Origin of the sequence: Corallococcus llansteffanensis, from assembly GCF_003612055.1 — a bacterium.
GTDB lineage: Bacteria > Myxococcota > Myxococcia > Myxococcales > Myxococcaceae > Corallococcus > Corallococcus llansteffanensis.
The window spans coordinates 1-12,955 of sequence record NZ_RAWB01000283.1; the positions used below are offsets into that span (position 1 = coordinate 1).

Here is a 12,955-nt window from a genome sequence, read left to right on the forward strand (position 1 = left end):
CCCGTGCGCTGCCCAACCGGGCCGCCCACCTCCCCCTTCAGTTGCGGAACAATTTTCTTGTTGGCGTGATACCGGGACGTCCGATCACGTTGACCAACCGCATCCGAGCAGCGACCATCGATGAGCGGGGGGCTGGAAGGGAGGGCGCCATATGGGAGATTTTTTCAGTGTTCACGGACGGCAGGTGCACGTTCGCCGCACATGCGACACCTCCATGTGGTGCGGGACGCTTCAATCGTCACGTGTCGAAAGTTTTTCCGTCTCCGGAGCGATTGATGCCCTTCCGAGGGTTGCCGGGTTGCCTCGCCATGGAAACTTGATCCTCCCATGGGCACCGATGACCTCTTCGCGCACACAGTCCTGTCCGGCCACGGTGACGCCGTGAGCAACAGTGGCGGGATGCCGGCTTCGATGTTGCCGCCCGGTGAGGAGGTCCAGGAGGGCGCGGTGCTGGGCAACTACCAGCTCGAGCGGCTCCTGGGAGAAGGCTCCATGGGCCGGGTGTTCCAGGCGCGCCACGTGCGGCTGGGCCGTCAGGTGGCGCTCAAGGTGCTGCGGCCGGAGCACGCGCGGGACAGCTCGTTCGTGCAGCGCTTCTTCCAGGAGGCGCGCACCGTCAACCAGGTCAACCACGAGCACATCGTGGAGATCTTCGACTTCGTGGACGAGTCGCCCGACGGGCACGTCTACTGCGTGATGGAGCTCTTGCGCGGCCAGAGCCTGGGCGCGCTCCTGAAGGAGGAGGGGCTGACGCTGTCGCGGGTGCAGCGCATCGGCGTGCAGGTGTGCGCGGCGCTGGGCGCGGCCCACCAGGTGGGCGTGGTGCACCGGGACATCAAGCCGGACAACCTCTTCATCAGTCAGCGCTCGGGCCAGGCGGACTTCGTGAAGGTGCTGGACTTCGGTGTCGCCAAGCTGATGACGACGCAGACCGGCGTCAGCCTCACCGGCACGCTGGACGGGACCATCATCGGCACGCCCGCGTACATGGCCCCGGAGCAGGCCGCGGGGCTGCCGGTGGACGCGCGCGCGGACATCTACGCGGTGGGCAACATCCTCTACGAGATGCTCGCCGGCCACCCGCCGTTCCAGGCCCCGGCCTTCGGACAGCTGGTGGTGCAGATCATCACCCAGGCGCCGCCGCCGCTGCCCGCGCAGCTGCCGTCGGGTGAGCCCACGCCGCCCGCGCTCGCGGCGCTGGTGATGCGCTGCCTGGCGAAGGAGCCGGAGGCCCGGCCCCAGACGCTCGCGGAGGTCACCACCGCGCTGCTGCTCTTGCCCGCCGTGACGGTGGCGGAGTCGCTCGCGCTGGAGCCCGTCGCCGAGGAGCCGGAGCGGCCCACGCTGCGCATGAAGGTGCCCGGCCTGCTGCGCGACCGGCGGATGCAGGTGTCGGCGGCGCTGGCGGCGCTCGCGCTGGTGTCCGGCATCACCACGTGGAAGGGCCTGCACGCGATGCGCACGCCCGACGGACAGGCCCTGGAGCCGTCTCAGGTCTCCGCCGTCGCGGCGCGGCCCGTCGCGGGCGCGACGGATCCGGTGACGCTGACGGTGCACTCGTCCCCGCCCGGCGCGAAGGTGGTCCGCGTGGACACCGGCGAGGAGCTGGGCATCACGCCGCTGACGAAGGCGCTGACCCGGCAGGCGGTGCCGCCGCAGCTGCGCGTGGAGCTGGCCGGGTACGTTTCGTTGGAGCGCTCGGTGGAGCTGAAGCAGGACGCCGCCGCCGCAGAGTTGACGGTGCCGCTCGTCAAGGCGAGCACGGGGCCGCGCCGCGCGCCGGCCCGGGGGCCGGGTCGTAAGGGAGGAAGCAGGGATGCGGTCATCAATCCGTTCGCGACGCAGTGACCGCAAGGCCCTGGGCCTCGTGCTCACGCTCGCGCTGGGGACCCCCTTCCCGACGGTGGCGGCGCAGTCGGAAACGCCCGGGGTCTCCGCGGAGGAGCAGGCACGGGAGCGGTTCACCGAAGGCAACCTGGCGTACGACCTGGGCGAGTTCGACCGGGCGCTGAAGGCCTTCAGCGAGGCGTACCGCCTCAAGCCGCTGCCTGCCTTCCTCTTCAACGTGGCGCAGTGCCACCGGCAGCTCAACAACCCGTCGCGCGCGGCCTTCTTCTACCGGCGCTACCTGGCGCTGTCTCCGGACGAGCCCGGCAACGCGGACGTGGTGCGCGACCTCATCGCGGAGATGGACGGCAGGGCGCGCGTGCAGGAGGAGCAGCGCCGCGAGCGCGAACGCTTCGCGAGGGATCGCGAGCTGCAGCGGGCGCGCGAACAGGCCGCGCTGGCGGAGGCGCGCGCCAGCCAGGCGAAGCTCGCCGCGACGCCCACCGCCGCGCCGCAGCGCAATGGCGCCTCCGAGGCCCTGTCGATGCAGGTGCCGGAGGCGTCCGTGAAGACGGAAGAAGCGGCGCCCAGGCCCTGGTCGCGCCGCTGGTACGTCTGGGCGGGCGCGGGCGCGGTGGCGCTGGTCGCGGGCGGCGCCGTGTGGCTCGCCACGGCGCCCAACCCCCGGGACACGACGCTCGGCACCGTCGGGCGGTAGCGGCCCGCCGCTAGCGCGGCGGGGCGGCGGCCTGTGCCAGCACCTGCGCGGCGATGCGGCCGATGCGCGCGTTGAACGACGCGGCGTCGTGGAAGGTGAGGCGCACGTCGCCCACCTTCAGCTCGTCGCCGGGCTGCAGCAGCCGGGGCTGTTCGGGCTCCAGCGGCTCGCCGTTGGCCGTCACCGGCCGGGACTGCGCCAGCCGCTCCACCGTCCAGCGGCCCTCGGGCGTGGGGTGCAGGGCGAACTGTTCGCGCGACACCGTGGCGTCGTTGACGACGAAGGTGTTGTGCGACGCGCGCCCCAGCTTGAGGGGGCCGCGATCCGCCACCCCCATCAGCTCGAAGCACAGCGCATCGCCCGCGGGCAGGCAGTCGCGCAGGTCCATCATGGGCAGTCGCGTGGCGGCCACATTCTGCTCTTCGGGGACGTTCCAGGCGCCGGCCTCCCACACCAACCAGGGGTGCGGGTACTTGGCGCTGAACTTCTCCTTGAGTGCCATGTGCTGCCGGATGAGCAACGAGAGCAACAGGGCTCGCATGCTCCAGACATAACCCCAACTGCGTCCCGCGCCGCCAGCCCGTGTTCCAAGGTGTCCACGATTGGTCGAATGGCGGACGGGCTCCAGGGGCCGCGGGGACTACAGCCGGGCGATGACGGCCCTCGCCATGCGCTCCGGCGCGCCTGGATCCAGGGTGAGGAACAGGCACGGCTCCGTCACCTCCACCTCCTGCAGCCGGACGCGCCCCGCGTTGTCCGTGGCCACGTCCACGCGCGCGTACAGGAGCTGACGGCCGCCCGACGCCTCGAGTACCGCCTCCGCCACCTTCAACTCCGCCGGGTCGTCCGGGGTGAACGCGTGCGGCTCCGCGAAGCCCCGGGGCGCCGTCGTGAGCGTGGGCGGGCGGCGCACCGCGTGGCTGAAGACGCCGTTGAAGAAGATGTAGGAGCGCTCGCCCTCCGTCTCGAAGGCGGTGAGGTAGGGCTGCACCATCACGTCGCCCTCCTTCGCGAGCTCCGCCACCTTCGCGCCCGCCGCGTGAAGCTCCCCGCGCCGGAAGATGAAGACCTTGAGCCCGCCGGCGGCCACCGCGGGCTTGAGCACCACCGCGTCCCAGCCGCGCTCGCGCGCCACCGCCTCCACGTCCAGCGTGCCGCCGGGCGACACCCAGACGGTGGGCGTCAGGGGCAGCCCCTGGGCCTCCATGCCGCGCAGGTAGCCCTTGTGCGTGTTCCAGCGCAGCACGTCCGCCGGGTTGAAGAGGCGGGTGAGGGCGCCCACCCGGTCCGCCCAGGCGACGAACTCGTCGCGCCGCAGGTGGCTGTCCCACGCGTTGCGCACCACCGCCGCGCGCACCCCGCTCCAGTCCACGGACGGGTCGTCCCAGATGACCGGCCGCGCATCCAGCCCCAGCGCGCGCAGCGCGGGCACCAGCGGCGCATCCAGCGGGTGCAGCTGCGGCATCCCTGCGCAGGTGACGACGGCGATGTCCAAGGTGGCGGCTCCGGGTGCGGGGACGCGTCGGGTTCTAACGCGCCCCACGCCACCGCGCAGCCGTCCCGGGCCCTTCGCGGCCTCAGGCCGAGCGCACGGCGGCCGGCTTCTCGTCGACGAAGGACTCCGTGGGGTCCTGGTTGAGCGCCAGCGTCAGGGCCTTGGCCTCGCGCGCCACGCGCCCCAGCTCCGCCTGCCCGTGGGGGAAGGGGGCCGCGGGGCCCTCCAGGGCCAGCAACTGCTGACGCAGCGCCGCGCCGTTGGGGGTGCGCCGCTGGGGGGCCTTCTGCAGGAGGCCCATGACGATGGCGTCCAGGGCGACCGGCACCGCGGGGTTGAGCTGCGAGGGCGGGACGACCTGCTGATCCACCGCCGCGCGCAGGAGCACCTCCTCCGAGTGGCCGGTCAGCGCGCGCCGGCCGGTGAGGGCCTCGTGCAGCGTCAGGCCCAGCGCGAAGAGGTCCGCGCGTCCGTCGATCTCCCGGCCCATGGCCTGCTCCGGCGCCATGTAGCCCAGCTTGCCGCGCACGCTGCCGGCCACCGTCATGTGGGCCCGGGCCGCGTCGCGCGCGATGCCGAAGTCCGACAGCTTCACCTCGCCGATGCGGGAGATGAGGATGTTGGGCGGGTTCAGGTCGCGGTGCACCAGCCCCAGGGGCTCTCCGTCCGGGCTGGTGCGCCGGTGCACGTAGTCCAGCGCCGCCGCCAGCTCCGCGGCCAGGAACGTCGCGGCCGCGAGCGGCAGCGGCTTGCGGCCCTGGGGGCGGAGCACGCCGCTGAGCGGCAGCCCGTCCACGTACTCCATGGCCAGGAAGTAGGTGCCGCCGTGGCGGCCCAGGTCCAGCACCTGGACGATGTTGGGGTGGTTGAGCGTGGAGCACAGCTCCGCCTCGCGGCGGAACATGGTCACGAAGGCCGCGTCGTCCGCGAACGACGGCAGGATGCGCTTGAGGGCCACCTGCTTCTCGAAGCCGCCCTCGGGCGAGTACGTGGCCCGGTACACCTCCGCCATGCCGCCCGCGCCCAGCCGCTCGTGCAGCACGTACTTGCCCATCACCTCCTGCTCGCGCAGCGCCGCGAGCGCGCTGCGGGTGCGCTCCAGGAAGTGCCTCGCGAGCGTCGCCGTCAGCGCCCCGGTGGCCACGAAGAAGAACGCGCGCACGCAGATGAACAGCGGCGCCAGCGTGATGAGCGGCGCCTCCGGCAGCAGCGGCCGCACGAAGCCGAAGTAGAGCGTCAGGTACTCCGCCGCCACCAGCGCGCCCGCGGCCAGCCCCAGGCGCGGGTTGCTGCGCAGGCCCGCCAGCGTCACCAGCGTGCCCCAGATGACCAGCGTGGGCGCGGTGAGCGCGTACACCGGGCCCTGGTAGCGCAGGTCGAACGTGAGCACCACCGCGGGGATGCTCACCTCGATGGCCACGTTGAGCCACGGGATGATGGGGTGGAACGTGCCCCCGCGCAGCACCCGCCACATGCACGCGTAGTAGATGGCCAGCACCGCCGACAGCCCCATCAGCGCCAGCGTCAGGTCCCAGCCCATCGACGGCCCCAGCGCCGCGGCCACCACCACGCAGATGCCGGACAGGATGCTCATGAAGCGCGCGACCGACAGTTCGCGCGCCTGCGCATCGCGGCGCAGGTGGGCGTCCAGGAAGCGCGACACGGTGCTGGATGGATTCCGGGTGATCATGTCCCCCCTACTCTAGAGCGTGTACGCCCGCGTCATGAGGACGCTCCCCCACACGTTGGGTGCGCCTCTATCACACCTACAGGCACATGGACGGCCCTTTGAGTCCCACGAAGTGGACTTCACGGGTCAGGTATCGCTGAAATGTTGCACCCTGCTCGCTCGCCGCATGCGAGTCACGGGGTGTTCCTCGTTGGACCGACCCTGTCGGTACTGCCTTCGGGCAGGAGGCTTCATGCGCAGCTCCCCCCGCTTATTGCTGGCCGCCCTGGGCGCGGTCCTCCTGTTGGGCAGTGCCTGTGGATCCGATGAACCGGAGAAGCCCCAGGTGGTTTGCGGCGACGGCAAGCGGGAGGCGGCGGAGGCGTGCGACGACGGCAACTCGGCGAACGGCGACGGGTGCCAGGCGGACTGTACCGTGACGCCCCCCACCCGGTTCACGCAGTGTTGGGCCAAGCCCCCCGCGGCGCTACCGGATGGCGCCACCTGCGCGGTGACGAAGGCGGGCACGGCGGGGAAGCTGTTCACCGGCACGGTGCTCACGGACGGTGAGACGTTCGTGGGCGGCCAGGTGCTGGTGGATGCCCAGGGCATCATCCAGTGCGCCGCGTGCGACTGCGCGAATGCGACGGGGGCCGCGGAGGCCACGCAGGTGCTGTGCCCCACGGGTGTCATCTCCCCGGGCCTCATCAACCCGCACGACCACATCACCTACCCGGGCTCGCCCACGGCGAGCACCAGCTCGGAGCGCTACGAGCACCGGCACGACTGGCGCGTGGGCGCCAACAAGCACACGCGGATCAACAACCCGGCCAACGCCAAGGCGGACGCCATCCTCTGGTCGGAGCTGCGCCAGGTGATGGCGGGCACCACCTCCATCGCGGGCGCGGGCGGGCAGAAGGGCCTGCTGCGCAACCTGGACGTGGGCGGCACCAACGGCATCGCGCAGCAGGAGGGGCTGGCGGAGGGCTACGCGGACTCGGACACCTTCCCGCTGGGGGACAGCAGCGGCACCACGCTGACGGAGGGCTGTTCGTACAGCTCCTTCCCGGTGTCCGCGACGCTGGTGTCGCGCACGTCCGCGTACCTGCCGCACATCGCGGAGGGCATCGCCACCACGGCGCTCAACGAGTTCCGCTGCCTGTCCACGGGCTCCGGCAACGTGCTGTTCCCGCGCGCGGCCATCATCCATGGCGTGGGTCTCACCGCCCGGGAGATCTCCGAGATGGCGGCGCACGGCACCGCGCTCGTCTGGTCGCCGCGCTCCAACGTCTCGCTGTACGGCGACACGGCGATGGTGACGACGTTCAAGACGCTGGGCGTCCCCATCGCGCTGGGCACGGACTGGATCCGCTCCGGCTCCATGAACATCCTGCGCGAGCTGCGCTGCGCGGATCACCTCAACACCACCCGCTACGCGAAGACCTTCACGGACGAAGAGCTGTGGCGGATGGTGACGTCCAACGCGGCGGACCTGGTGGACGTGGCGGAGAAGGTGGGCCGCATCGCGCCGGGCAAGGTGGCGGACCTGGCCATCTACCGGCTGGGGGCGTACCAGGACTCCCCGCACCGCGCGGTCATCGCCGCGGATCCCCAGGACGTGGTGCTGACGATGCGCGGGGGCAAGCCGCTCTACGGCGACCAGGGCCTGGTGGACGGGCTCAAGGGCACCGACACGTGTGACGCGCTGGACGTGTGCGGTACGCAGAAGGCCGCGTGCCTGAAGTCGGAGATCACCCGGGACCTGGCGACCTTCCAGGGCTCGACGGACACCAAGAACCTCTATCCGCTGTTCGCGTGCGGCGCGCCCGCCAACGAGCCTTCGTGCGAGCCCAAGCGCAGCGCGGTGGGCACCGCCTTCCCCGTCGCCGCCGTCAACGACTCCACCGTCTACACGGGCGTGGCGGCCACGGGGGACTCGGACGCGGACGGCATCCCGGCGGCTTCCGACAACTGCCCCATCATCTTCAACCCCGTGCGCCCCCTGGACAACGGGCGGCAGCTGGACACGGACGGCGACGGCGCGGGTGACGCGTGCGACCCGTGCCCCCTGGAGGCGGGCACCACCGCGTGCGTGGCCTTCCGCGGCGAGGACGACGACCGCGACGGCGTGGCGACGTGGCGCGACAACTGCCCGTTCGTCTCCAACGCGGACCAGAAGGACACGGACGCGGACGGCAAGGGTGACGCGTGCGACGGCTGCCCGGCGGAGGCCGGCACGTGCTCGACCCCGGACCCCTCGGACTTCGACTACGACAACGTCCTCACCCCCCGGGACAACTGCCCGCTGGTGGCGAACGCGGACCAGAAGGACACGGACGCGGACGGCGTGGGCGACGCGTGCGACGCGTGCCCGGTGGCCAACCCGGACGGCACCGCGTGCGCCCTCACCGTCTACGACGTGAAGACGACGCCGACCTTCGGCAACACGTCGCTGGTGGGCGCGAAGGTGGTGGTGGACGACGTGGTGGTCACCGGCGTGGATGTGAAGTCGGACAAGGGCTACTGGGTCCAGGTGGCGCGCCCCCCGGCGGGCCGTGGCGTGGAGAACTCCGGCCTCTTCATCTTCGCGGCGAAGGCCGACGTGGCGGTGGGCGACAACCTCAAGCTGGAGGGCACGCTGAAGGACTACTTCGGCCTGCTGGAGCTCATCGACGTCACGGTGACGAAGCACAGCGCCGGCAACGCGCTGCCCGCGCCGGTGGTGGTGCGCACGGAGGCCATCCGCACCGGGGGGCCCCAGGCGAAGGCGCTGGAGGGCACGCTCGTGGAGGTGCGCGACGTCGTCAACACCCGGCTGGAGAACAAGGACCGCGAGTTCATCGTCGACGAGAACGCGTCCGGCGACCCGACGAAGAGCGGCCTGATGGTGGATGACCAGGGCTTCGCCTACCCGACGCAGGCGGTGGGCACCCTGTACCGCCAGCTGCGCGGCCTGCTGACGTACGGCTTCAGCAACCACAAGCTGGTGCCCCGGGGCCCGGGCGACATGCTCATCCCGCTGCCGGCGCTGACGGGCTTCACGTCCGGTGGCTACGCGCGCGTGGGCGGGAGCGGTGCCATCCCGCAGGCCCTCACGGTGACGATGGCGTCCGTCTACCCGGCGGACGTCACCATCCCCATCACGTCGTCCGACCCGTCGGCGCTGAAGGCCGCGGGCGGGCAGGTTGTGATTCCCGCGGGCCAGACGAGCGCAACGGTGGCGCTGGAGGCGCTGGCGCCGGCGGCGGCGGTGGAGCTCACCGCGACGCTGGACACGTCCTCGCGGAAGACCACGCTGCGCGTGCTGGGCACGAACGAGCCGGCGTCCATCACCGGCCTCACGCCCCAGACGGTGGGCGTGGCCCCGGGCGGCACGGCGCGCTTCACCGTGACGTTCGACCGGCCGGTGCCGGCGGGCACGACCCTGGGCCTGAGCGTCTCGCCCTCGGGCTTTGGCACCTTCGCCAACCAGACGGTGGTCACCGACACGCTGACGGCCACCTTCGACCTGACGCTGGACGACACCGCCACCGGCTCCGCCACGGTGAGCCTCACCGACGGCGTCAACACCCTGGACGCCACCGTGAACGCCATCACCGACGTGCCGCGGCTGACGGGGCTCTCTCCGTCCACCGCCACGGTGAACGCGGGGGCGCAGCAGGTGTACACGGTGACGCTGGAGTCCGCTCCGACGGCGCCCGTGCAGGTGCTGCTGACGCTGACGCCTCCCGCGGGCTCGGCCTTCGGCTCGCTTTCCGACACGTCCGTGACGGTGCCGGTGGGCCAGACGAGCGCGACGGTGACGTTCACCGCCGCGGCGGAAGGGGATGGGATGGGCACGGTGGCAGCCTCGCTCAACGGCATCACCCGCACGGCGTCGCTGACCGTGCTGCCGCCTCCCGCGAAGCTCGCAAGCCTCACCCCGGACGTGGTGACGGTGACGACGGGCAAGACGCAGGTGTTCACCGTGACGCTGGACCGCAAGGCCCCGGCGGGTGGTGCGACGGTGGACCTGGCGCTCGATCCTTCGAGCGTGGGCACCATCGCGCCCACCACGACGGTGACGGTGCCGGCGGGCCAGACGACCGCGACGGTGACGTTCACGGCCGCGGCCACGGCGGGCACGGGTCAGCTCACCGCGTCCTACGCCAGCGTGTCGAAGCAGTCGGCCATCACGGTGAAGGTGCTCACCGGCGCGGACCACGTCGTCATCAGCGAGATCGCCGGCCAGGGGCTGACCGTGAACGCGGATGACTTCATCGAGCTCTTCAACCCGACGGATGCCGAGGTCGACATCTCTGGCTGGAAGCTGCTCTACCGCACGGCGAGCACCACCAGCACCACCACGGCCTTCACGGTGCTGGCCACGCTGCCCACCGCGACCATCAAGCCGCACAGCTACTTCCTGGTGGCGGGCACCAGCTACTCCACGGCCGCGGTCCCCGCGGATCACACGTGGGGCAACACCGACATCTCCGGCGCCACGGGCAACGTCCGCCTGGGCACGGGCTCCGTGGGCACGGACCCCACGGCCACGGAGGGCGTCATCGACACGGTGGGCTTCGGCACCGGCCGCACCGTGGTGGAAGGGGCCGCGGCTCCCGCGCCTCCGGGCAAGGGCGGCAGCACCGAGCGCAAGGCCCTGGCAGGCTCCACCGCCGCGAGCATGAGCGTCGGCGGCGCGGACGCGGCCGCGGGCAACGGCTACGACTCGGATGACAACTCGGTGGACTTCCTGCCCCGCACCGAGCGCCAGCCGCAGAACGCGCAGAGCCCGGCGGAACAGCCGTAGCACCGCGACGACCGAAGAAATGACAACGCCCGGTCCCCACCGCTTCAGGGGGCCGGGCGTCTTCGTTTCCGCCTCCGCGCTTGCGCTAGCCCAGCGGGGGCGTGCGCACGTGCAGGCCGCCGGAGAGGATTTGATCCAACGACGCCATCAGCGGGTCGTAGTTCACGACGGCGCGGAACAGGTTGTGGTGCAGCAGGATGCCCAGGTAGCCGCCCATCATCGTGTGGGCCATGTGCACCGGGTCCACCTCCGCGCGGAACTCCTGGCGCTTCTGGCCGTAGCGGATCATCCCCGCGAGCACCTCCACGTAGAGGGCGATCTTCTCGCGCAGCATCTCCGCCACGCGGTCGTTGGAGTCCGCGGATTCGGCGGACAGCATCCCGAAGAAGATGCCGTACTCGCGGTGGTAGCGCAGGAACTGCGACGTGCGCGACACGACGAACACCAGCTGCTCCCGGCCGGACAGGCTCCGGCGCTCGGTGAGCAGCGGGAGGAACTCCGCCCGGTAGCGCTGGTGCAGCTCTTCAATGGCCGCCAGCAGCAGGTCTTCCTTGGTGGGGAAGTGCCAGTACAGCGCGCCGGGAGTCATCCGGATGGCCTTCGCCAGGTCCGACATCGTCGTCGACAGGTAGCCCCGCCGGGCGAACAACGTGATGGCGGCCTCCAGGATTTCAACCCGCGTCCGCGCAGCCCGCTCTTGCTTGATTTCGCGCTTCGCCGGTTCCTTGCTCATTAACGGGTAAATCTACACGTCACGCGGCAAGGAGGGTCACCTTAACGATTTCGGAGGGGGCACCGACGCGCAGGGGCGGGCCCCAGAAGCCGGTGCCCCGACTGACGTAGAGGTGGCGGTCGCCGTCCTGGAAGAGGCCGGCGGCGTGCTTCCAGATGGCGGAGACGGCAACGGTGAACGGGAAGAATTGTCCGCCGTGGGTGTGCCCGGACAATTGCAGGCCCATGCCGGCGCGGGCCGCCACGTCCCAGTTGGAGGGCTGGTGCGCGAGCAGCACCGCCGCGCGCGAAGGGTCGCGGCCCGCGAGCGCCGCGTCCAGGTCGTAGCCCTTCGCGCCGTGGCGCATGGACCAGTCGTCCACGCCCACCAGGTCGAAGGCTCCGCCCGCGTCGCCGATGGAGACGTGACGATTGCGCAACACGTGGATGCCCATGCCCGTGAGCGCGTCCGCCCACGCGCTCGCGTTCCAGTAGTACTCGTGGTTGCCGGTGATGAAGTGCGTGCCCGCGCGCGCCCGCAGGTTCTGGAGCGCGGCGACGGACGGGCCCAGGTCCTTCACCGTGCCGTCCACCAGGTCGCCGGTGATGGCGACGAGGTCCGGCTTGAGCGCATTGCAGCGCGACACCAGCTCGTCCATGAAGCGGCGCTGGATGATGGGGCCCACGTGGATGTCGCTCAGGTGGACGATGCTGAAGCCGTCCAGGGCCTTGGGCAGGCCGGGCAGCCGCACCGCGACCTCGTTCACCACCGGCGGGTGGAAGGCGCTCCACATGCCGAAGCCCGTGAGCCCGCCCGCCGCGAGCACCGCGCCACCCGCGGTGGCCCGGGCGAGGAAGCGCCGCCGGTCCTCGTCGACGGCGGGGGACACGGGCGCGGCCGTGACGGACAGCTCCGCGAGGGTCGGCGGGGCGGCCAGGGCCGGCTCGGGCGCCGCGATGCCACGGTGGCCCCGCGTGCGTGCGACGAGCCAGCGCACCCCGCCCAGCGCCGCCAGGGAGAGCAGCAGGTACACGGCCACGCCCATCCACGTCCAGGAGAAGACGGCCACGATGAACGCGGAGGGAATCACGCGCGTCACCACCCACGACAGCAACAGGGGCAGGCACAGCAGCGTCAGCAGCACCTTCCCGGCGCGCCGCCACCCGGGGCTCGCGGACGTGTCACGGAACAGCCGCCGGTACAGGTAGATGTGGACGTAGGTCGCGGCGACTCCGACGACGAGGACGAACAGGGCGATGCGCAGCGGGGTTTCCATGGCGGCCCCATCCTCGCGCGCACGCATCACAGCGCAACCGCAGGCGCGTGAAGAAGCGTGAAGCGAGGGGGCCTGCGGCGGGGAAGCCGGCTATTTCCGGGCGTCGCCCAGCGCCACGCCAATCTGCTGCCACTCCTGGGCGTAGGTGCCACGGGAGAAGGCGCGCAGGTCGTCGGACGTCACGGTGCCGCGCGTGAGCGCCGTATCGAGCGCGCGCACGATGGCGGCCTTGTGCGGCGGCTCCACGTAGGGGTTGTCCTGGCGGAAGACCTCGCCGAAGAGCGACTCCAGGCGGCCGTCCTGCTTCAGGCGCTCCACGATGCGGTTCTGCGACACCGGCGCGTCCGAGTGCGCGTGCAGCATGGCGGACGCGATGCCGCTCTGCGCGTCGGCGTCCGGGAACTCCTCCAGCAGGCCCAGCTCCATGTCCGCCTGCGCGATGGACTCCGCGTCCGCGGGCGAGCTG

8 protein-coding genes and 1 pseudogene are annotated in these 12,955 nt (G+C 71.5%); 3 read left to right on the plus strand and 6 right to left on the minus strand.

Annotated features, from left to right (window positions below):
• Window positions 1-327: 327 nt before the first annotated feature.
• Window positions 328-1,848, plus strand: coding sequence for a serine/threonine-protein kinase (locus tag D7V93_RS24595; protein ID WP_120645726.1), 1,521 nt, complete (start codon window positions 328-330; stop codon window positions 1,846-1,848).
• On the plus strand, window positions 1,817-2,545 hold the full coding sequence (locus D7V93_RS24600; protein WP_120645727.1) for a tetratricopeptide repeat protein: 729 nt from the start codon (window positions 1,817-1,819) through the stop codon (window positions 2,543-2,545). Before D7V93_RS24595 ends, D7V93_RS24600 begins: the two co-directional genes overlap by 32 nt.
• A gap of 10 nt (window positions 2,546-2,555) precedes the next feature.
• Here the strand turns inward: D7V93_RS24600 and D7V93_RS24605 are convergent, their stop codons facing one another.
• From D7V93_RS24605 to D7V93_RS24615, 3 genes are all read right to left on the minus strand, one after another.
• Window positions 2,556-3,086, minus strand: coding sequence for an FHA domain-containing protein (locus D7V93_RS24605; protein WP_120645728.1), 531 nt, complete (start codon window positions 3,084-3,086; stop codon window positions 2,556-2,558).
• Window positions 3,087-3,185: 99 nt separating this feature from the next.
• Complete coding sequence (locus D7V93_RS24610) at window positions 3,186-4,040, minus strand: ATP-grasp domain-containing protein (protein WP_120645729.1); 855 nt, start codon at window positions 4,038-4,040, stop codon at window positions 3,186-3,188.
• Between the two features lie 82 nt (window positions 4,041-4,122).
• Window positions 4,123-5,730, minus strand: a complete 1,608-nt coding sequence (locus tag D7V93_RS24615; RefSeq protein WP_244237486.1) for a serine/threonine-protein kinase — start codon at window positions 5,728-5,730, stop codon at window positions 4,123-4,125.
• 232 nt (window positions 5,731-5,962) lie between these two features.
• Between D7V93_RS24615 and D7V93_RS47435 the strand changes: the two genes are divergently transcribed.
• Entirely contained in the window at window positions 5,963-10,501 is a 4,539-nt protein-coding gene (locus D7V93_RS47435; protein ID WP_120645730.1) for an amidohydrolase family protein, read from the plus strand.
• An 85-nt stretch (window positions 10,502-10,586) separates the two neighbouring features.
• On the opposite strand, the gene D7V93_RS24625 is transcribed toward D7V93_RS47435, so the two are convergent.
• The 3 genes and pseudogenes from D7V93_RS24625 to D7V93_RS24635 all read right to left on the minus strand — a co-directional run.
• Complete coding sequence (locus D7V93_RS24625; RefSeq protein ID WP_120645731.1) at window positions 10,587-11,234, minus strand: TetR/AcrR family transcriptional regulator; 648 nt, start codon at window positions 11,232-11,234, stop codon at window positions 10,587-10,589.
• Between the two features lie 19 nt (window positions 11,235-11,253).
• Complete coding sequence (locus D7V93_RS24630) at window positions 11,254-12,489, minus strand: metallophosphoesterase (protein ID WP_120645732.1); 1,236 nt, start codon at window positions 12,487-12,489, stop codon at window positions 11,254-11,256.
• Window positions 12,490-12,579: 90 nt separating this feature from the next.
• Window positions 12,580-12,955: pseudogene (locus D7V93_RS24635) on the minus strand (hypothetical protein); the annotation flags it as partial.

Bases quoted from the DNA above. Each gene is read 5' to 3' on its own strand.
- D7V93_RS24625 (WP_120645731.1), bottom strand. From the start codon at position 11,234: ATGAGCAAGGAACCGGCGAAGCGCGAAATCAAGCAAGAGCGGGCTGCG.
- D7V93_RS47435 (WP_120645730.1), top strand. From the start codon at position 5,963: ATGCGCAGCTCCCCCCGCTTATTGCTGGCCGCCCTGGGCGCGGTCCTC.
- D7V93_RS24630 (WP_120645732.1), bottom strand. From the start codon at position 12,489: ATGGAAACCCCGCTGCGCATCGCCCTGTTCGTCCTCGTCGTCGGAGTC.
- D7V93_RS24600 (WP_120645727.1), top strand. From the start codon at position 1,817: ATGCGGTCATCAATCCGTTCGCGACGCAGTGACCGCAAGGCCCTGGGC.
- D7V93_RS24615 (WP_244237486.1), bottom strand. From the start codon at position 5,730: ATGATCACCCGGAATCCATCCAGCACCGTGTCGCGCTTCCTGGACGCC.
- D7V93_RS24605 (WP_120645728.1), bottom strand. From the start codon at position 3,086: ATGCGAGCCCTGTTGCTCTCGTTGCTCATCCGGCAGCACATGGCACTC.
- D7V93_RS24595 (WP_120645726.1), top strand. From the start codon at position 328: ATGGGCACCGATGACCTCTTCGCGCACACAGTCCTGTCCGGCCACGGT.